The organism is Sediminihabitans luteus (assembly GCF_002797595.1).
In the GTDB taxonomy this organism is placed as follows: domain Bacteria; phylum Actinomycetota; class Actinomycetes; order Actinomycetales; family Cellulomonadaceae; genus Paraoerskovia; species Paraoerskovia lutea.
In genome coordinates this window covers 155,446-173,537 of the sequence record NZ_PGFE01000006.1, presented here as the reverse complement: position 1 = coordinate 173,537, position 18,092 = coordinate 155,446, and the positions used below count along the sequence as shown (strand labels likewise).

General features: G+C 74.7%; 20 protein-coding genes. 9 read left to right on the top strand and 11 right to left on the bottom strand.

What is annotated here, in order from left to right; translation table 11 throughout:
• Positions 1-35: 35 nt before the first annotated feature.
• Positions 36-1,016 carry a translation initiation factor IF-3 gene (gene infC, locus CLV28_RS14570; RefSeq protein WP_373314297.1) on the bottom strand — a complete coding sequence of 327 codons (981 nt, stop codon included), beginning with the start codon at positions 1,014-1,016 and terminating at the stop codon, positions 36-38.
• Between the two features lie 481 nt (positions 1,017-1,497).
• Here infC and CLV28_RS14565 point away from each other — a divergent pair, with 481 nt between their 5' ends.
• The 6 genes from CLV28_RS14565 to CLV28_RS14540 all read left to right on the top strand — a co-directional run bounded on the left by CLV28_RS14565 (position 1,498) and on the right by CLV28_RS14540 (position 6,154).
• Positions 1,498-1,941: a Fur family transcriptional regulator gene (locus tag CLV28_RS14565; RefSeq protein ID WP_100424051.1), complete on the top strand. Its 444-nt coding sequence runs from the start codon at positions 1,498-1,500 to the stop codon at positions 1,939-1,941.
• A gap of 166 nt (positions 1,942-2,107) precedes the next feature.
• Positions 2,108-3,616, top strand: coding sequence for a catalase (locus CLV28_RS14560; RefSeq protein WP_100424050.1), 1,509 nt, complete (start codon positions 2,108-2,110; stop codon positions 3,614-3,616).
• A gap of 109 nt (positions 3,617-3,725) precedes the next feature.
• The gene (locus tag CLV28_RS14555) at positions 3,726-4,118 is read left to right on the top strand and encodes a DUF1844 domain-containing protein (protein ID WP_100424049.1); all 393 of its coding nucleotides are present in this window, start codon (positions 3,726-3,728) and stop codon (positions 4,116-4,118) included.
• A 101-nt stretch (positions 4,119-4,219) separates the two neighbouring features.
• Positions 4,220-4,756, top strand: coding sequence for a hypothetical protein (locus tag CLV28_RS14550; protein WP_100424048.1), 537 nt, complete (start codon positions 4,220-4,222; stop codon positions 4,754-4,756).
• The gene (locus CLV28_RS14545; RefSeq protein ID WP_100424047.1) at positions 4,753-5,502 is read left to right on the top strand and encodes a S1C family serine protease; all 750 of its coding nucleotides are present in this window, start codon (positions 4,753-4,755) and stop codon (positions 5,500-5,502) included. The genes CLV28_RS14550 and CLV28_RS14545 overlap by 4 nt, the downstream gene beginning before the upstream one ends.
• A 10-nt stretch (positions 5,503-5,512) precedes the next feature.
• Positions 5,513-6,154: a hypothetical protein gene (locus CLV28_RS14540; RefSeq protein WP_157802664.1), complete on the top strand. Its 642-nt coding sequence runs from the start codon at positions 5,513-5,515 to the stop codon at positions 6,152-6,154.
• Between the two features lie 93 nt (positions 6,155-6,247).
• Here CLV28_RS14540 and CLV28_RS14535 read toward each other — a convergent pair whose 3' ends face one another.
• The 7 genes from CLV28_RS14535 to CLV28_RS14505 all read right to left on the bottom strand — a co-directional run bounded on the left by CLV28_RS14535 (position 6,248) and on the right by CLV28_RS14505 (position 11,313).
• Positions 6,248-6,970, bottom strand: coding sequence for an SseB family protein (locus CLV28_RS14535; RefSeq protein ID WP_100424045.1), 723 nt, complete (start codon positions 6,968-6,970; stop codon positions 6,248-6,250).
• Entirely contained in the window at positions 6,967-7,698 is a 732-nt protein-coding gene (gene priA / locus CLV28_RS14530) for a bifunctional 1-(5-phosphoribosyl)-5-((5-phosphoribosylamino)methylideneamino)imidazole-4-carboxamide isomerase/phosphoribosylanthranilate isomerase PriA (protein WP_100424044.1), read from the bottom strand. The genes CLV28_RS14535 and priA overlap by 4 nt, the downstream gene beginning before the upstream one ends.
• A 50-nt stretch (positions 7,699-7,748) precedes the next feature.
• A complete protein-coding gene (hisH, locus tag CLV28_RS14525; RefSeq protein WP_100424043.1) occupies positions 7,749-8,393 on the bottom strand; it encodes an imidazole glycerol phosphate synthase subunit HisH in 645 nt (214 codons plus the stop codon).
• Positions 8,390-8,920, bottom strand: a complete 531-nt coding sequence (locus tag CLV28_RS14520; RefSeq protein WP_100424042.1) for a hypothetical protein — start codon at positions 8,918-8,920, stop codon at positions 8,390-8,392. Before CLV28_RS14520 ends, hisH begins: the two co-directional genes overlap by 4 nt.
• Positions 8,917-9,531 (bottom strand): imidazoleglycerol-phosphate dehydratase HisB, encoded by a 615-nt coding sequence (gene hisB, locus CLV28_RS14515; RefSeq protein ID WP_100424041.1) that lies wholly within the window; start codon positions 9,529-9,531, stop codon positions 8,917-8,919. The genes CLV28_RS14520 and hisB overlap by 4 nt, the downstream gene beginning before the upstream one ends.
• Positions 9,528-10,709: a histidinol-phosphate transaminase gene (locus CLV28_RS14510; protein WP_100424040.1), complete on the bottom strand. Its 1,182-nt coding sequence runs from the start codon at positions 10,707-10,709 to the stop codon at positions 9,528-9,530. Before CLV28_RS14510 ends, hisB begins: the two co-directional genes overlap by 4 nt.
• Positions 10,710-10,833: 124 nt before the next feature.
• Positions 10,834-11,313 (bottom strand): Rieske (2Fe-2S) protein, encoded by a 480-nt coding sequence (locus tag CLV28_RS14505; protein WP_100424039.1) that lies wholly within the window; start codon positions 11,311-11,313, stop codon positions 10,834-10,836.
• Positions 11,314-11,540: 227 nt separating this feature from the next.
• On the opposite strand from CLV28_RS14505, the gene adhP reads away from it, so the two are divergent.
• Together adhP and CLV28_RS14495 are read left to right on the top strand one after the other, a co-directional pair.
• Positions 11,541-12,569, top strand: a complete 1,029-nt coding sequence (adhP, locus tag CLV28_RS14500) for an alcohol dehydrogenase AdhP (RefSeq protein WP_308440387.1) — start codon at positions 11,541-11,543, stop codon at positions 12,567-12,569.
• Between the two features lie 160 nt (positions 12,570-12,729).
• A complete protein-coding gene (locus CLV28_RS14495) occupies positions 12,730-15,204 on the top strand; it encodes a RecQ family ATP-dependent DNA helicase (protein WP_239073257.1) in 2,475 nt (824 codons plus the stop codon).
• 192 nt (positions 15,205-15,396) lie between these two features.
• Here CLV28_RS14495 and CLV28_RS14490 read toward each other — a convergent pair whose 3' ends face one another.
• Both CLV28_RS14490 and hisD read right to left on the bottom strand, forming a co-directional pair.
• On the bottom strand, positions 15,397-15,978 hold the full coding sequence (locus CLV28_RS14490; RefSeq protein ID WP_239073256.1) for a GNAT family N-acetyltransferase: 582 nt from the start codon (positions 15,976-15,978) through the stop codon (positions 15,397-15,399).
• The gene (gene hisD, locus CLV28_RS14485; RefSeq protein WP_100424038.1) at positions 15,975-17,300 is read right to left on the bottom strand and encodes a histidinol dehydrogenase; all 1,326 of its coding nucleotides are present in this window, start codon (positions 17,298-17,300) and stop codon (positions 15,975-15,977) included. Before hisD ends, CLV28_RS14490 begins: the two co-directional genes overlap by 4 nt.
• A 75-nt stretch (positions 17,301-17,375) precedes the next feature.
• On the opposite strand from hisD, the gene CLV28_RS14480 reads away from it, so the two are divergent.
• Positions 17,376-17,603, top strand: a complete 228-nt coding sequence (locus CLV28_RS14480) for an RNA-binding S4 domain-containing protein (protein ID WP_100424037.1) — start codon at positions 17,376-17,378, stop codon at positions 17,601-17,603.
• Positions 17,604-17,689: 86 nt separating this feature from the next.
• Here CLV28_RS14480 and CLV28_RS14475 read toward each other — a convergent pair whose 3' ends face one another.
• Positions 17,690-18,091: a pyridoxamine 5'-phosphate oxidase family protein gene (locus CLV28_RS14475; protein WP_100424036.1), complete on the bottom strand. Its 402-nt coding sequence runs from the start codon at positions 18,089-18,091 to the stop codon at positions 17,690-17,692.
• Between the last annotated feature and the right edge of the window lies 1 nt (position 18,092).

Genomic DNA, 18,092 nt, shown 5'->3' with positions numbered 1-18,092 from the left:
CCGGGGCCGGTGGGCCCCGGCTCGGTGTCAGATGGTCAGGTGGCCTTCCCGCGCGGGGTCGGCTTCGCGGCGGGCCGTGCGGCGGGCTTGGGGGCCGGGACCGGCTTGGGCTTCGCCACGGGCTTGGGGGTGGCAGCGGGCTTCGCGGCGGCGGGCTTCTCCGCAGCGGCCGACGACTCGGACGCGGCGGCGGGCTTCGCAGCGGCGGGCCTCGCCGAAGCAGGCTTCGAGGCGGCGGGCTTCGACGCCGCAGGGCGCGAGGCGGCAGGACGCGACGCCGCGGGACGCGAGGCGGCGGGCTTCGACGCGGCGGGCGCCGGCGCCGACGCAGCAGGTGCCGCAGCGGGCTCGGGTGCTGCCACCGGTGCGGCGAGCTCCTCGGCCGAGGGGACCTCGAACGCGGGGGCCTCGGGCGCGGCGGGTGCCGGGCGGGTGGACCGCTCCGCGGCCTTCGCCGCAGCGGCCTGCTCGCGACGCGAGCCGCGCACGGGGGCGGCGGCCTCGGGGACCGGAGCCGACTCCTCCTGCTTCTTGCGCTGCTCGACCTTGGCCTCGGCCTTCTTCTTGACCGGCCCGATGACCATGGTCATGTTGCGGCCGTCCTGCTTGGGCATCGACTCGACGAAGCCGATCTCCGCGACGTCCTCGGCCAGGCGCTGGAGCAGGCGCACGCCCATCTCCGGGCGCGACTGCTCGCGACCGCGGAACATGATCATGACCTTGACCTTGTCGCCGGCCTTGAGGAAGCGCTCGACGTGGCCCTTCTTGGTGCCGTAGTCGTGCGGGTCGATCTTCAGGCGGAAACGGATCTCCTTGAGGATCGTGTTCGCCTGGTTGCGTCGCGCCTCACGCGCCTTCATGTCCGACTCGTACTTGAACTTGCCGAAGTCCATGAGCTTGCAGACCGGGGGACGTGCGTCGGGCGCGACCTCGACGAGGTCGAGGTCCGCGTCCTGGGCCAGGCTCAGGGCGACCTCGGTGCGCACGACACCGACCTGCTCCCCGCCGGGTCCGATGAGTCGGACCTCGGGGACACGGATCCGATCGTTGATACGAGGCTCGCTGATGTTGATGCTCCTAGGCAGTCGTCGGTAGTCCGCCGGGCACGGGAAAGGCCCCCGTGCCTGGGTACAGGTGGGGGCCCGACGACGTCGCGCGCAGCACTCCCCGCAGGGGACGTGCAGCACCGGAGCAACTCGTCCCGCAGGACGACGCACCGTTGACGGAACCCGGTCTCTGTTCGCGGACGAGCCGACGGTCGAGACCCAGGTGGGACGGATCCACTTGCACACCATCATCGGCGGCGCGGTCTCCCGTGAGAGGCCATCGTCGACGTGATGGTCGGTCAGCCATCGAGTCTAGCACGGGCGGACCGCGGCCCGGCCCAGTCGGCGCCCCGAACGCCACCGGAGACCGGATCAGTTCATTCCGGATCAGTTCGTTTCCGGATCAGTTCCATCACTGGAATCATTCCAGATCATGTGGTTGAGTGCTCCCATGACGACGACCCCCGACCACGCAGCCGCGGCGACGCCGTCCGCGACCGACCTGCTGCGTGGCCGCGGACTCCGCGTCACGGCCGCACGCACCGCGGCCCTCGACGCTCTCGAGGCGAACCCCCACGCCGACACGGACACGCTCGTGCGGGTCGTGCGCGAGCGGCTGGGCACGGTCTCGGTCCAGGCCGTCTACGACGTCCTGCGCGTCCTGACCGAGCACGGCCTCGTCCACCGGATCGAGCCCGCCGGTCACCCCGCGCGCTACGAGCGCCGCGTGGGTGACAACCACCACCACGTCGTGTGCCGCGGGTGCGGCGCCGTGGCCGACGTCGACTGCGCGGTCGGCCACGCCCCGTGCCTCGTCCCCAGCGCGACGCACGGGTTCCGCATCGAGACCGCCGAGGTCACCTACTGGGGACTGTGCCCTCGCTGCGCAGGGTGAGCGGACGCCGTCCGGCACCGCCCGTACCGCCAGGGACCTGCTGCGCCGCTGCCCCAGCGCGACGCCGCACCACCGGACCACGGATCTACTGACTGACTGACTTGCTGACCGACCGAACAGCTGCCACGACCACCGGCAGCACACACCCCGACACCCAGGGAGCACCATGACGACCCCCTTCACCACGACGAACGCCGGCGCGCCGGTCGCCTCGGACGCCCACGCGCAGACGGTCGGCGCCGACGGCCCGATCGTGCTGCACGACCACTACCTCGTCGAGAAGCTCGCCCAGTTCAACCGCGAGCGGGTGCCCGAGCGGGTCGTGCACGCCAAGGGCGGTGGCGCGTTCGGCACGTTCACCGTGACCGGCGACGTGAGCGCCTACACGCGGGCCGCGCTGTTCCAGCCCGGGACCAGCACGGACATGCTCGCGCGCTTCTCGTCGGTCGCCGGGGAGCACGGCTCGCCGGACACGTGGCGCGACCCGCGCGGGTTCGCGCTGAAGTTCTACACCTCGGAGGGCAACTACGACCTCGTCGGGAACAACACGCCCGTGTTCTTCCTGCGCGACGGCATCAAGTTCCCCGACTTCATCCGTTCGCAGAAGCGCCTGCCCGGGTCGAACCTGCGCGACAACGACATGCAGTGGGACTTCTGGTCGCTCTCGCCCGAGTCCGCCCACCAGGTCACGTGGCTCATGGGCGACCGCGGCCTGCCGCGCTCGTGGCGCGAGATGAACGGCTACGGGTCGCACACCTACCAGTGGATCAACGCCGCGGGCGAGCGGTTCTGGGTCAAGTACCACTTCATCGCCGAGCAGGGCGTGCACACGATGTCCGCCGACGAGGCGGCCCAGCTCGCCGGCTCGGACGCCGACCACCACGTGCGCGACCTCCACGAGCACATCGAGGCCGGCGACCACCCGCGCTGGAAGCTCTCGGTCCAGGTCATGCCCTACGAGGACGCGAAGACCTACCGCTTCAACCCGTTCGACCTCACGAAGGTCTGGCCGCACGCGGACCACCCGCTGGTCGAGGTCGGCATGATGGAGCTGAACCGCAACCCCGAGAACTACTTCGCGCAGATCGAGCAGGCGACGTTCGCGCCGTCGAACTTCGTGCCCGGCATCGCCGCGAGCCCGGACAAGATGCTGCTCGCGCGGATCTTCTCGTACGCCGACGCGCACCGGTACCGCGTGGGCACCAACCACGCGCAGCTCCCCGTCAACGCGCCGCGGGCCGCCGAGGGCGGTCACTCGTACGCCAAGGACGGTGCGATGCGGTTCGCGCACGCGGACGCCTCGACCCCGGTCTACGCGCCGAACTCGCGCGGCGGGGCGCACGCCGACCCGGCCCGTGCGGCCGAGTCCCCGGGCTGGGAGGCCGACGGCGAGCTGACGCGCTCCGCGGCCACGTTGCACCCCGAGGACGACGACTTCGGCCAGGCCGGCACGCTGTACCGCGAGGTCTTCGACGACGCCGCCCGCGCGCGGTTCCTCGAGACGATCACGGGCCACGTCGGCGCGGTGCGCGACGCGGGCATCCGTGAGCGCGCGATCGGGTACTGGACGCAGGTCGACGCCGACCTCGGCGCGTCGCTGCGCGCCGCGCTCGCGCGCACGGCGCCGGCCGAGAACGGCGAGCCGGGGACCGCGTCGGAGCCCGTGCAGGTCTGACGCCGACCGGTCCCCCGGGGGGCGGGCTCGCGCACCTCGCGAGCCCGCCCGGGGCTCCTGGCCCGTGGCACCGCTCCCGGCACGGCGCACGCTCTGGAAGGATGTGCCCATGAGCAACGACAGCTTCACCTACCGTCCCGAGGAGCAGCGCGCGGCCGAGGGCGCCGAGAGCGCGGGCTCCGCCGCGCGCGACATCGCCGACGTCGCGGCCGTCGAGGTCATCACGACCGCCGCCGTCCACCTCATGAGCGCCGCCGCGGTCAAGTGCGGCCTCGCCGACGACGCCGACGCCGAGGGCCACCTCGACCTCGACGAGGCGCGCAAGCTCATCACCGCGCTCGCCGCGCTCGTGACCGCGAGCGCCCCCGACATCGGCAACCAGCACGCCCGCTCGCTGCGGGACGGGCTGCGGTCCCTGCAGCTCGCGTTCCGCGAGGCGTCGGTCGTCCCGGACGCGTTGGGCGAGGGCCCGGGCGAGAAGTTCACGGGTCCGGTCAGTTGAGCGGGTGGGGCGCGCCGTCCGACCGGCGGGAGCCCGACCGGGTCCCCGCCGGACCTGACGCGCCCCTCGCCGACCACCTCCGGCCCACGGGGGCCGGCGGCGTGGTCGGTCCGCACGACCCGCGACCCGCCGGACGTGGCCGCACGGTCGCGGTGGTCGTGCTCGCGCTGCTCCTCGCCGCGGCGCTCGTCGCGGCGACCTACCTGTGGGTGACCACCTCGCGCTGGCAGGAGTCGAGCGCCGGCTGGGAGCGGTCGTCGCGCGACCTCGGCGAGCGGGTCGCGAACCTGCAGGAGGATCTCGACGGCGCGACGGGCGAGCTGACGGCGGTGCGCGAGCAGCTCACGACCGCGCAGTCGCGGATCACCGACCTCGCGAACGAGAAGGCCCAGCTCGGCGACGAGAACGTCGCGTCGCAGCAGTACCTCGACTACCAGGAGCGGGTCTCGACGGCTGCCGGCTCGGTGGCCGCGGCGCTCGAGAGCTGCACCGACGGCCAGTCGGAGCTCATCGGCTACCTCGCCACGCCCGACGCGTACGACGCGGCCGACCTGGAGCGCTTCTCGAGCGAGGTCGACGCGCTGTGCCAGAGCGCGCTCGACGCGAACGACGCGCTGCAGAAGGAGCTCGAGAAGTGAGCGGCCCGCGGCCGGGGCGTGCCGCGGCCGCGGTGGTCGCCGTGCTCGCGGGCGTGCTGCTCGCCGGGTGCGGGGCGATCCCCGACCTGCCGGACGACGTCCCGCCGGCCGACTCGCTCGTGCCGTCGGTCGCGCCCCGGGACGACCTGAGCGCGGTCCAGGACCTCACGCCCGACGGCTCGGACGCCGTGCGCCGCATGGCGCTGCGCGTGCGCAACGTGCAGTGCAGCGGGCTCGCGACGGGTTCGGGCTTCGCGATCGACGCGCACACGCTCATCACCAACAGGCACGTCGTCGAGGGCGCGAAGAGCCTCCAGCTGCTCACCTACGACGGCCGGGACGTCACGGTCGAGCAGGCGACGTCGGCCGGCCTCGCAGACCTCGCGATCCTCCGCACGACCGAGGAGCTCCCCGCGCACCCCGAGCTCGCCTCGGCGGACCCTCGCGAGGGCGACGAGGTGACCGTCGTCGGCTATCCCGAGGGCGGTGCGCTCACGGTCACCCAGGGCACCGTGATCGGCACGACGCAGGATCCCTTGCACTCGACGCTCGGCGAGGTCCTGATCACCAACGCGAAGGTCGAGCCGGGCAGCTCGGGCTCGGCGGCGCTCGACGCGTCCGGGCGCGTGATCGGGGTCGTGTACGCCAAGACCGGCGACGGTCGCAGCCTGCTCGTCCCGGTCAGCACCCTGCGCTCGATGCTCGACGACACCGGAGCGTTCGCGCCCGTCGCCCCGTGCTCGTAGCGTGTCGTCCATGACGGACGACACGCGGTCATTCAGCCCAGATCTGTCGCGGCTCACGCAGGCCGCGGACGACTCGTTCTCGGTGCGCAGAGCGTTCGGAGAACCCTACGAGCACGCCGGCTCCCTGGTCGTGCCTGTCGCGAAGGTGTGGGGCCTGACGGGCACCGGCTCGGGCGGCGGCGCGGGCGCGGGCACGGGCTCCGGCACGGGCCAGGGGTCGGGCGGCGGCACGGGGCGCAGCACGGGCAGCGGGAGCGGCTCCGCGTCGTTCCGGTTCCCGCGCCGCGGACCGGCCGTCACGGCCGACGACGCCGAGCCGGGCCAGGACCTCGCGACCGCCTCGGACGGTCGGCACGTCGGCACGAGCAGCTCCGACGGCACCCGCGGCGAGGCCAACGGCGAGGCGACCGGGGAGGCCAAGGGCGAGGCCCGGGGCGAGGCCAACGGCGAGGCGCACGGCGAGGGCGGCGGCGGCGGGGGCGCGTACGGCGTGCGCGTCAAGGCGCTCGGCGCCTACGTCGTGGGCCCCGACGGCGCCGTGCGCTGGCAGCCCGCGCTCGACCTCAACCGGGTGGTGCTCGGCGGTCAGATCGTGCTCGCGACCGGCGCGCTGGCGCTCGGCTGGGCCCTCGGCCGCCGACGCCGGCACTGACCGGCACCGAGCAGCACTGACCGGCACTGACCGGCACTGACCGGCACCGCTCGCCCGGCCCCGGGACGACGGGCCGGGCAGGCGCGCACGGGCTCAGTCCGCGCGACCGATCCGCAGCTCGAGGGAGTCGACCCTCTCCCCCACGACCGCGTTGCGGGCGAGCGCCGCGTTGACCTGGCTCAGCACGAGGTCGAGCCCCTTGCGGTCGAGGCCCGCGTGGATGGCGAGCGCGACCGCGATCTCGGCGGTGCGCCCGGGCTCGGCCCGCGCCGTCTTGACGTGCATGATCGGTTCCACCGCCGCGCGGATCGACTCGGCGACCTCCGGGTCGACCCGACCGTCCTCGACGGCGGGGGCCCACACCTTGCCCTGCCCGAGCGCCCACACGGCGGGGCGTGGCACGAGCACGGTCGCCGGGCCGGCAGGGTCGACGACCAGGAGCGACCAGTTCTCGCTCACGGCCGACTGTGCGGCACGCGGCGCCTCGACGGGGACGGGCCGCGCGTCCGTGCGCCAGCGGGCCATGGTCTCGACCGACGTGAACACGGGCAGCGCGCGCCGGCCGTCGGGCGACTCGAGCGCGACGACGCCCGACGACGCCTCACGGTCGACTGTGTGGCCGTGCTCACCGGTCTCGGTCGCCTCGGCCTCGGCCAGCACGGGGACCAGCACGCGCGCCGGCGCCAGCGCGGCCACGACGTCCCGCATCGGGACGGTGCCCGCGACGTGTCCGGCCAGCGCCGCGGCGAGCGCAGGGTCGGCTGACCCGTCGTCGCCCGCGAACGTCGAGGACGGCGGCAGCGCGCGCCCGGTCACGGACGGCCCGCGACGTCGAGCGCCTCGGGGAGCGTGAACGCCCCGGCGTACAGCGCCTTGCCGACGATCGCTCCCTCGACGCCCTCGCCGACGACGGCGCGCAGCGCGACCAGGTCGTCGAGGCTCGAGATCCCGCCGGAGGCCACCACGGGTGCGTCGGTGCGGGAGGCGACCTCGCGCAGCAGCTCGACGTTCGGGCCGCGCAGCGTGCCGTCCTTGGTCACGTCGGTCACGACGTAGCGGGGGCAGCCGGCCTCCTCGAGGCGCCCGAGCACCTCCCACAGGTCGCCGCCGTCCTTGGTCCAGCCACGGGCGGCGAGCGTCGTGCCGCGCACGTCGAGGCCCACCGCGATCTTGTCGCCGTGCTCGGCGATCACGCGCGCGGTCCACTCGGGGTTCTCGAGCGCCGCGGTGCCGAGGTTGACGCGCGTGCAGCCCGTCGCGAGCGCACGCTCGAGCGAGGCGTCGTCACGGATCCCGCCCGAGAGCTCGACAGCCACGTCGAGGCGACCGACGACGTCGGCGAGGAGCTCGGCGTTCGACCCGCGGCCGAACGCGGCGTCGAGGTCGACGAGGTGGATCCACTCGGCGCCCCCGGCCTGCCAGTCGAGCGCCGCGCTCAGCGGGTCGCCGTACGAGGTCTCCGAGCCGGCCTCGCCCTGGACGAGGCGGACGGCCTGGCCGTCGGCGACGTCGACGGCGGGGAGCAGCACGAGGCGGTCAGTCATGGGTGGTGCCTTTCGGGTGGTGGTGCGCCGCGGTCGTGGCCGCGTGCGGGTCAGAGCGTGCCGAGCCAGTTCTGCAGGAGCGCGGCCCCGGCGTCGCCGGACTTCTCGGGGTGGAACTGGGTCGCGCACAGGGGGCCGTTCTCGACCGCGGCGACGAACGGCGAGCCGTGGTCGGCCCACGTCACCAGGGGCGGGCGGAACACCGAGTCGGCAGGCTCGTCGGTGCCGAGCGCGAACGTGCGCGCGGCGTAGGAGTGCACGAAGTAGAAGCGCTCGTCCTCGATGCCGGCGAGGAGGCGACTGCCCTCGGGCGCGCGGACCGTGGCCCAGCCCATGTGCGGCACGACGGGCGCCTCGAGGCGGTCGACGACGCCCGGCCACTGGCCGAGGCCCTCGGTCTCGACGCCGTGCTCGACGCCCTGGTCGAACATGATCTGCATGCCCACGCAGATGCCGAGCACGGGGCGCCCGCCCGCGACGCGACGCTCGACGACCTGGTCGCCGCGCACCTCGCGCAGGCCGGCCATGCACGCCGCGAAGGCCCCGACACCGGGCACGACGAGCCCGTCGGCCTCGGCGGCCGCCGTGCGGTCGGCGGTGAGCTCGACCTGGGCGCCGACGCGCTCGAGCGCGCGCACGGCCGAGCGCACGTTGCCGAACCCGTAGTCGAGGACGACGACGCGGGGCGCGCTCACTTCTTGCGCGCCTTGCGCGCGGCGGAGGTCAGCATGCGCATGGCCTTGAGGCGCGAGATCGACGACGACGCGACGACGCCCTCGAGCTCGTCGACCGAGGCGTGGCCGATCAGGACGTCCTCGATCGCCTCGGGCGCGCCACCGAGCACGAGGCCGGGAGCGAGCTCGTCCTCGGGCAGGCCGTCCTGCCAGCGCCGGGCGGCGAGCTGCTCGCCGCGCTTCTCGACGAGCACGAACGGCACGCCGCGGATGAGCGTCGAGAGGGCGGCCACGGCCTCCTGCGGCGCGCCGTCGGCGCGCTCGGCGAGCACCGCGAACGCGCCGACCTTGGTCGGCACCGCGTCGGCCACGACCTGCGCCGCCGAGCACAGGGCCGCGAGCGGCGTGGCCTCGGCGATCTGGGTCAGCACGACCGCGAGGTCGGGGGCGGCGTCCGCTCCCCCGAGGCTCGACAGGTCGTCGGGGATCGTGATGTCGCCCAGGTCGTCCGGCTCGCCCGCGACGCCGTCGGGGCCGACGCCGCTCACAGCGCGCCCTTGGTCGAGGGGATGCCGTCGACGCGCGGGTCGAGGGCGACCGCGGCCCGCAGGGCACGCGCGAGGGCCTTGAACTGGGCTTCGACGACGTGGTGCGGGTCGCGGCCCGCGAGCACGCGCACGTGCAGGCAGATGCCCGCGTGGTGCGCGATCGACTCGAGCACGTGCCGCGTGAGCGACCCCGTGAAGTGGCCGCCGATCAGGTGGTACTCCTGCCCCGCGGGCTCGCCCGAGTGGACCAGGTACGGACGGCCCGAGACGTCGACGACCGCGTGCGCGAGCGCCTCGTCGAGCGGGACGAACGCGTCGCCGAAGCGCGCGATGCCCGACTTATCGCCGAGCGCCTGGCGCAGCGCCTGGCCGAGCACGATCGCGGTGTCCTCGACCGTGTGGTGGACGTCGATGTGCGTGTCGCCCGTCGAGCGCACCGTGAGGTCGATCAGCGAGTGCTTGCCGAGCGCCGTGAGCATGTGGTCGTAGAACGGCACCGAGGTCGAGACGTCGGTGCGTCCGGTCCCGTCGAGGTCGATCTCGACGAGCACGCTCGACTCGGACGTCGCGCGCTCGATGCGCGCGACGCGCCTGCCTGCGGGGGATGTCACAGTCCTGCCACCTCCACGAGGGCGTCCTTGAACGCCGTCATCTCCTCCGGGGTGCCGATCGACACCCGGAGCCAACCGTCGGGCCCGACCACGCGCACGAGCACGCCCCGGTCGAGCAGACCCTGCCAGATCGCGGTGCGGTCGTCGAAGCGACCGAACAGCACGAAGTTCGCGTCCGACGCGGCGACCTCGAGCGGACGGCCCTGGTACCGGCGCGCGCGCAGCCAGTCGACCGTCGCGTCGCGCTCGGCGCGCAGCGCGTCGACCTGCGCGAGCAGCGACGCCGAGTGCGCGAGCGCCGCGCGGGCGACGGCCTGCGTGACGGCCGACAGGTGGTACGGCAGACGCACCACGCGCAGGGCGTCGACGATCTCGCGCGAGGCCGCGAGGTAGCCCAGGCGCGCGCCCGCGAGCGCGAACGCCTTGGACATCGTGCGGCTGACCGCGAGGTTCGGGTAGCGGTCGAGGAGCTCGAGCGCCGAGGGGGTCCCGGCCCGGCGGAACTCGCCGTAGGCCTCGTCGACCACGACGACGGCGCACCCGGGCTCGGCGCCGGGGACGGGCACCTCGATCTCGAGCGCGGCCTCGCAGATCGCGGCGACGGTCTCGGGCGGGAGGGCCGTGCCGGTCGGGTTGTTGGGGCTCGCGAGCAGGATCACCGACGGCGCGTGCTCGCGCACGGTCGCGACCGCGGCGTCGGCGTCGAGCGTGAAGTCGTCCTCGCGTCGTCCCTCGACCCAGCGGGTCGCGGTGTCGCGCGCGTACTCGGGGTACATCGAGTACGTCGGGGCGAACGACAGCGCGGTGCGACCAGGGCCGCCGAACGCCTGCAGCAGGTGCAGCATGACCTCGTTCGAGCCGTTCGCGGCCCAGACCTGCTCGGCGGGCACGCGCACGCCGGACTCGACCGCGAGGAAGTCGGCGAGGTCCGCGCGCAGGTCGAGGAAGTCGCGGTCGGGGTAGCGGTTCAGGCCGCGTGCGGCGGCCGCGACCTCGGCCGCGATCGTGGCGACGACCTCGTCGCTGGGCGCGTACGGGTTCTCGTTGACGTTGAGCAGCACGGGCACGTCGAGCTGGGGGGCTCCGTACGGCTCGAGACCCGCGTGCTCGGGGCGCACGGGGAGCCGGACGGCGGACGGCACGCGCGCGGCGGTCTGCGGTTCGGTGGGGGACGTCACCGCTCCAGTCTACGGACGCCGTCACGTCGTTTGCGGGGGCGTCCGTACCGCGGGCGGGTGTGACGTGCGTCAAGACGGCAGGCCACCGGGCGCCGTCGGGCAGGGTCAGGGCCGCCCGTCGGCGTCAGGGCAGGCGCACCTGCCCGTCGACCACCTCGACCTCGACCTCGGGCAGCGGCTCGGGCGACGGGCCCTCGAGCACCGCGCCGTCGGTCAGCGCGAACAGCGAGGCGTGGCAGGGGCAGCGCAGCTGCGCGTCGTCGGGCAGCACGGTGCACCCCTGGTGCGGGCAGATCGCACCGAACACGTGGATCTCGCCGTCCGCGGGCTGCGTGACGAGCAGCGGGGCGCCCTGCGCGGTGCGCACCGAGACGGCCCCGCCGACAGGCACGTCGGCGACGGCCACGAGCGGCGCGTCGTCCGAGGCCTGCGTGACCTGGTCGGCGCTCTCGCCCGAGGTCCCCGCGCACGCGGCGAGCACGAGCGCCCCCGCCCCGGCGCCGGACGTCGCGAGCAGCGTGCGGCGCGTGAGCCCGCGCGGGGTGCCGTGCGCGGCGCAGCCGCCGGGCTGGACGGTGGCCGGGGTGAGGTGTCGTTCGCTCATGCGCACATCCAATCCTGTCAGGGGGCTCTCTGCGAACCCTGTGTGCACGCCGAGTGGACGTCCTGCGAATGTGAAGAGTTTCACAAGCGTTCTGTCTGCTCTGCCACAGCGCCGGCGCACGAGCGCGCCTACCGTGGAACACATCACCACGACGCACCGGGAGAACCGCCCGGCGACGCCACCGACAGACCGCGGGAGGCCATGAGCCCTCCTGCCGAGGAGGAACCGTGAGCACCATGCGCGCAGCCGTCGTCACCAGCTTCACCGAGCCGCTCGACGTCACCGAGACGTCGATCCCGACCCCCGGACCGAACGAGGCCCTGGTCAAGGTCGAGTACACCGGCGTGTGCCACACCGACCTGCACGCCGCGCACGGCGACTGGCCGGTCAAGCCCACGGCGCCGTTCATCCCCGGCCACGAGGGCGTCGGCACCGTCGTCGCCGTCGGCGAGGGCGTCACGCGCGTCAAGGTCGGCGACACCGTCGGCAACGCGTGGCTCGCGAGCGCCTGCGGCGAGTGCGAGTACTGCGAGACCGGCTGGGAGACGCTCTGCCCCAACCAGCAGAACGGCGGCTACTCGGTCGACGGGTCGTTCGGCCAGTACATGGTCGTCGACTCGCGCTACTGCCCGATCATCCCCGACGGCGTCGAGCTCTCGGCGGTCGGCCCGATCCTGTGCGCCGGCGTCACCGTCTACAAGGGCCTCAAGCAGACCGACACCAAGCCGGGCGAGTGGGTCCTGATCTCGGGCATCGGCGGACTCGGCCACATCGCCGTGCAGTACGCGGTCGCCATGGGCCGCCGCGTGGCCGCGGTCGACGTCGACGACGCGAAGCTCGAGCTCGCGCGCAAGCACGGCGCGGAGGTCACCGTCAACGCGGCGACCAGCCCCGACGCGGCCGCCGAGATCCAGGCGGCGACCGGCGGCGGCGTGCACGGCGCGCTGGTCACCGCGGTCAACGCGCACGCGTTCCCGCAGGCCGTCGGTTCGCTGCGTCGCGGCGGCACGGTCTCGCTCGTGGGCCTGCCGCCCGAGCAGTTCCCGCTCGACATCTTCACGACCGTCCTGTTCGGCCTCACGGTGCGCGGCTCGATCGTCGGCACCCGCAAGGACATGACCGAGGCGCTCGACTTCTTCGCCCGCGGCCTCGTCACGCCGACCTACACGGTCCGCCCGCTCGACGACATCAACGAGATCTTCGGCGAGATGGAGAAGGGCGCGATCGACGGCCGCGTCGTCATGCAGATGCAGTGATCGGCCAGCACTGACCACGGGGCCGCCGGGCGCGGCCACCCCCGCCGACGGGCGGACGGCGCACGCGTCGTCCGCCCGTCGCGTGCGTCCACGCCCGGCCCGTCCCGACGGGGCACGCCGGCCGCGAGGATCCGTCGGTGGGCGCGCCTAGGATCGGCCCATGAGCTCCGCGCACCCCGACCCGGCGTCGTCCGCCCCGGAACCCACCGACGAGCAACCCACCGACGAGCACCCCACCGACGAGCAAACCACCGACGAGCACTGGCCCGACGAGCCGCCGCCGGACGACCTGTGGGACGCGCCCCCGCCCGAGGACCTGTGGGACGCGGTCCCCGCGGACGACGCGACGGGCGGACGCCCGCGCGGGCGTGGCGGGCGGGGCGCCGACGTCCCGCAGGTCCCCCTCCCCCCGCTCGCCGCCCCGGCCCTGGTCGGCCCCGCGCTGTCGACGGCCGACCTGCGCGAGGACGCCGAGACCGCGCTGCGCGCACTCGTGGGGCGCGAGGACGCGGAGCTGCGCGAGGACCAGTGGACCGCGATCGAGGCCCTCGTCGCCCGGCAGCAGCGTGCCCTCGTGGTGCAGCGCACCGGCTGGGGCAAGTCCGCCGTGTACTTCGTGTCGACCGCGCTGCTGCGGGCGCGCGGCGCCGGCCCGACCGTGATCGTCTCCCCCCTGCTGGCGCTCATGCGCGACCAGGTCGCGGCGGCCGCGCGCGCCGGGATCCGCGCCGTGACGATCAACTCGTCCAACATGACCGAGTGGGACGCGGTGCACGCGGCGATCGCCGCGGGCGAGGTCGACGTGCTGCTGTGCTCGCCCGAGCGGCTCAACAACCCGGGGTTCCGCGACGAGGTCCTCCCCCGGCTCGCGGCCGACGCGGGGCTCGTCGTGATCGACGAGGCGCACTGCATCTCGGACTGGGGGCACGACTTCCGTCCTGACTACCGACGCATCCGCACGCTGCTCGCCGAGCTCCCCGCGGGGATCCCGGTGCTCGCGACCACCGCCACCGCGAACGAGCGCGTCACCGCGGACGTCGCCGAGCAGCTGGGCGTCTCGCAGGCCTCCGCCCTGGGTGGGGTCCCCGCCGACGTGCTCGTGCTGCGCGGCGCGCTCGACCGCGAGTCGCTGCACCTGGCGGTGCTGCCGCTGCCCGACCAGCCGACCAGGATCGCGTGGCTCGCCGAGACCCTGCAGGACGTCGACGGGTCGGGCATCGTCTACTGCCTGACCGTCTCGGCGGCCGAGCAGGTCGCGTCGCAGCTGCGCGGCGCGGGGCTCGCCGTCCAGGCGTACACGGGCCAGACCGACCCGGCCGAGCGCGAGCAGCTCGAGGCCGACCTCAAGGACAACCGGGTCAAGGCGCTCGTCGCGACCTCGGCCCTCGGGATGGGGTTCGACAAGCCGGACCTCGCGTTCGTCGTGCACCTCGGCGCCCCGTCGTCGCCGATCGCGTACTACCAGCAGGTGGGTCGCGCGGGCCGCGGGGTCGACCAGGCCGTCGTCGTGCTGCTGCCCGGCCAGGAGGATCGCGCGATCTGGGACTGGTTCGGGTCGCAGGCGTTCCCCGCCGAGCCGCAGGTGCGCACCACGCTCGCCGCGATGGCCGACGGGCGCACGTGGTCGACGGCAGCGCTCGAGACGCAGGTCGACCTCAAGCGGTCACGCCTCGAGGCCATGCTCAAGGTGCTCGACGTCGACGGGGCGGTGCGCCGCGTCAAGGGCGGCTGGGTCACGACCGGCGAGCCGTGGGTCTACGACGCCGAGCGCTACGCGCGCGTCGCCGAGACCCGCGCGGCCGAGCAGCGCTCGATGCTCGACTACGTCGCGACCGACGGCTGCCGCATGGCGTACCTGCGCGCGGTGCTCGACGACCCCGCGCTCGAGCCCGGCTGGCGCTGCGGGCGCTGCGACCGCTGCGGCGGCGTCGGCCTGCCCGGCGCACCCGACCCGGAGGCCGTCGCCTCGGCCCGCCAGGACATGGACCGGCCGGGCGTCGACGTCGTCGCACGCCGCCAGTGGCCGAGCGGCATGGACGCGCTCGGCGTCGACCTCAAGGGCCGCATCCCCGCGACCGAGCAGGCCGAGCCAGGGCGCGCGGTCGCGCGCATGGACGGCCTCGGCTGGTCGGGCGCGCTGCGCGGGCTGTTCGGCGCGCGCACGCCCGACGGCCGGCCGGCCGACGGCGAGACGCCCGTCCCCCTGCGCGCCGCCGCCGCGCGCGTGCTCGACGACTGGGACGCGCTGTGGTCCGAGCCCGACGCCGAGGGCGAGCGCACGCTGCTCGTGCAGGGGGTCGTCGCGGTGCGCTCGACCACGCGCCCGCAGCTCGTCGAGCACCTGTCGACGGGTCTTGCGCGGTACCTCAAGGTCCCGCTCGTGGGCACGATCGGCCCGGTTCCCGGCCGCGAGGAGCCCGGACGCCACGACGTGAACTCGGCCATGCGCCTCGCCGGCGTCGCGGGCCGGCTCGGGCTCGAGCTGTCGGACGCCGCGACCGCGGGCCTGCCCGGACGTGCCGTGCTCCTCGTGGACGACTCGACCGACTCGGGCTGGACGCTCGCGGTCGCGGCGCGCCTCCTGCGGCGCGCCGGGGCGAGCGCCGTGCACCCGTTCGTGCTCGGGGTCGGCTGATCGAGGAGGCTGGCTGATCGACGGGGCCGGTTGATCGACGGGGCCGGTTGATCGACGGGGCCGCGGAGTGGCCGGCGCAGCCGCCGACCACTCCGCGGTGTCGTCCACGGAGCGGTGCTGTCCACGGTGCTGTGCTGTCCACGGTGCGGTGAGGGCCCCGCCGGGGGCGCGGACCTCCTGGCCGGGATCCGTCTAGCCGCCCGAACGCGCCCACTCGTCGCGCAGCACGCCGTAGGCGACCGAGTCGTACCGCACGCCGCCGACGACGCGGGCGTCGCGGAACCGTGCCTCCTCGACGAACCCGAGGGACCGCGCGGTCGCGCACATCGCCGTGTTGCCGGACCACGTCGCGAGGTCGAGGCGCACCCAGTCGGTGCGGTCGAACAGCAGCGAGGTCCACAGCGCGAGCGCCTCGCGCCCGATGCCTTGGCCGCGCACCGCGGGGTCGTACAGCACGACGCCCAGGCGCGCCCAGCCCGTGGGCTCCGACTCCCAGTACCAGGACACCACGCCGAGCAGCTCGCCCGACGCCGGGTCGGCGACGACCGCGCGCGACGGCGGCAGGCCGGTGCCGTCGTCCGCGGGCGGGTGGGCCACGGCGTGCGCGTACCGCGCGGCCTCGGCGTCGGTCGCGCGCGGCAGGTAGGGCGCGTCCCACCGGTTCCATTCATGGTGCGGGCGGAGCCACTCGCGCAGCATCGCCTCGTCGTCCTCGCGACCGGCGCGCAGCACGCAGCGCTCGCCCACGACCGGCAGGACACGCCCCGCGGTCACAGGAAGCGCGCCCGCACCGCCTCGCCGTGCGCGGGCAGGTCCTCGTCGTTCGCGACCGCCACGATCCGGTCGGCGAGCACCGCGAGCGCCTCGCGGTCGTACTCGATGACCTGCACGGCCTTGAGGAACGAGTGCACGCCGAGCCCGCTCGCGAAGTGCGCGCAGCCGCCCGTGGGCAGCACGTGGTTGGACCCGGCCATGTAGTCGCCGAGCGACACGGGCGAGTACGGGCCCACGAAGATCGCGCCCGCGCTGCGCACGCGGTCGGCGACCGCGGCGGCGTCGGCCGTCTGGATCTCGAGGTGCTCGGCACCGTAGGCGTCGACCACGGCCAGGCCCTGCTCGACGTCGTCGACCAGCACGATCGCGGACTGGCTGCCCGCGAGCGCCTGCTGCACGCGGGACGAGTGCTTGGTCGCGGTCGCGAGGTCCTGCACGCGCGCGGCGACGGCCGAGGCGAGCTCGACCGAGTCGGTCACGAGCACGGCCGCGGCGAGCGGGTCGTGCTCGGCCTGGCTGATGAGGTCGGACGCGACGTGCCCCGCGTCGGCCCCGGCGTCGGCGAGGACCGCGATCTCGGTCGGCCCGGCCTCGGCGTCGATGCCCACCACGCCGCGCACGAGACGCTTCGCGGCGGCGACGTACACGTTGCCCGGCCCGGTCACGACGTCGACCGGCTCGCACAGCACGTCGCCGTCCTGCGGCTCCGTGCCGTCCGCACCGTAGGCGAACATCGCCACGGCCTGCGCACCGCCGACGGCGTAGACCTCCTCGACCCCGAGGAGCGCGCACGCGGCGAGGATCGTGGGGTGCGGCAGCCCGTCGTTGTCCTTCTGCGGCGGCGACGCGACCGCGAGCTCGGGCACGCCCGCCTCCTGCGCGGCGACGACGTTCATGATCACCGACGACGGGTAGACCGCGAGGCCGCCGGGCGCGTAGAGGCCCACGCGCTGCACGGGCACCCAGCGCTGGCGCACGCGCGCGCCACGGGCCAGGTCGACCGAGAAGTCCTCGGGACGCTGCGCCGCGTGCACCGTGCGCACGCGCACGATCGCCTCCTCGAGCCCTGCGCGCACCGCCGGCGCGAGCAACTCGAGCGCCCCCGTGATCGCCTCGGCCGGTACCCGCAGGTGGGTGGGCCGCACGCCGTCGAACCGCTCGGCGAGGTCGCGCAGCGCCGCCGCACCGTGCTGCCGGACGTCCCGGATCACGGGTGCCACGCGCGCGGCGGCGTCCTCGACGCCGAGCTCGGCGCGCGGCAGGACGTCGACGAGCTCGCGTCGGGTGAGGGTGCGGCCACGAAGATCGATGCGGGAGATCACCCTGCGAGTCTAGGGCGCCCACCCCGGGGCGGTGGAGTGAATTCCAGGTCACGGACGCCCGGCATACTGGTGCCCATGAGCGCAGCGCACACCGTGGAGATCACCGGCGACGTCATCCGGCTCGGGCAGTTCCTCAAGCTCGCCGACCTCGCCGAGTCCGGGGCGCAGGCGCGCGAGCTCGTGGCCGACGGCGAGGTGACGGTCAACGGCGAGCCCGAGGAGCGGCGCGGTCGCCAGCTCGAGCGCGGCGACGTCGTCGCGGTCGCCACGCCGCAGGGCGAGCGCTCCGCCGTCGTCGGCTGAGCCGGCCCGGCCGCCGGACGACCCCGCCGTCTGCCGGGGCCGGCGGACCTCTCCGCCGGGGCCGTCGGCCCGGTCAGTCGGCCGGGTCAGTCGGCCCGCATGTACGGCGAGCACATGATCTTGTGCGGTCGGATGCGCAGCACCACGCGCTCGGGGTTCTCGCTCAGCTCGCGGTAGCGGCGCGCGTAGCGGCGGACGGCGTCCGCGACCTCGTCCGGGTCCTCGACCATCTCCGCGGTGCCCTCGAGCGTGAGCCAGCGCCCGCCGTCGACCTGGCACAGCACGGCGGTCGCGGGCCCGTCGCTCGTCGCGACGTTGCGCGCCTTCGCGGACCGGCGGTTCGTCGTGACCCGGGCCACCCCCGCGTCGTCGTCCCACGTGAACGCGACGGGCACGACGTGCGGCGAGCCGTCGCGCCGCAGGGTCGTGAGCGTGGCCAGGTGGCGCTCGGTGACGAAGACGCGCTGCTCGGGGTTGAGTCGGATCACC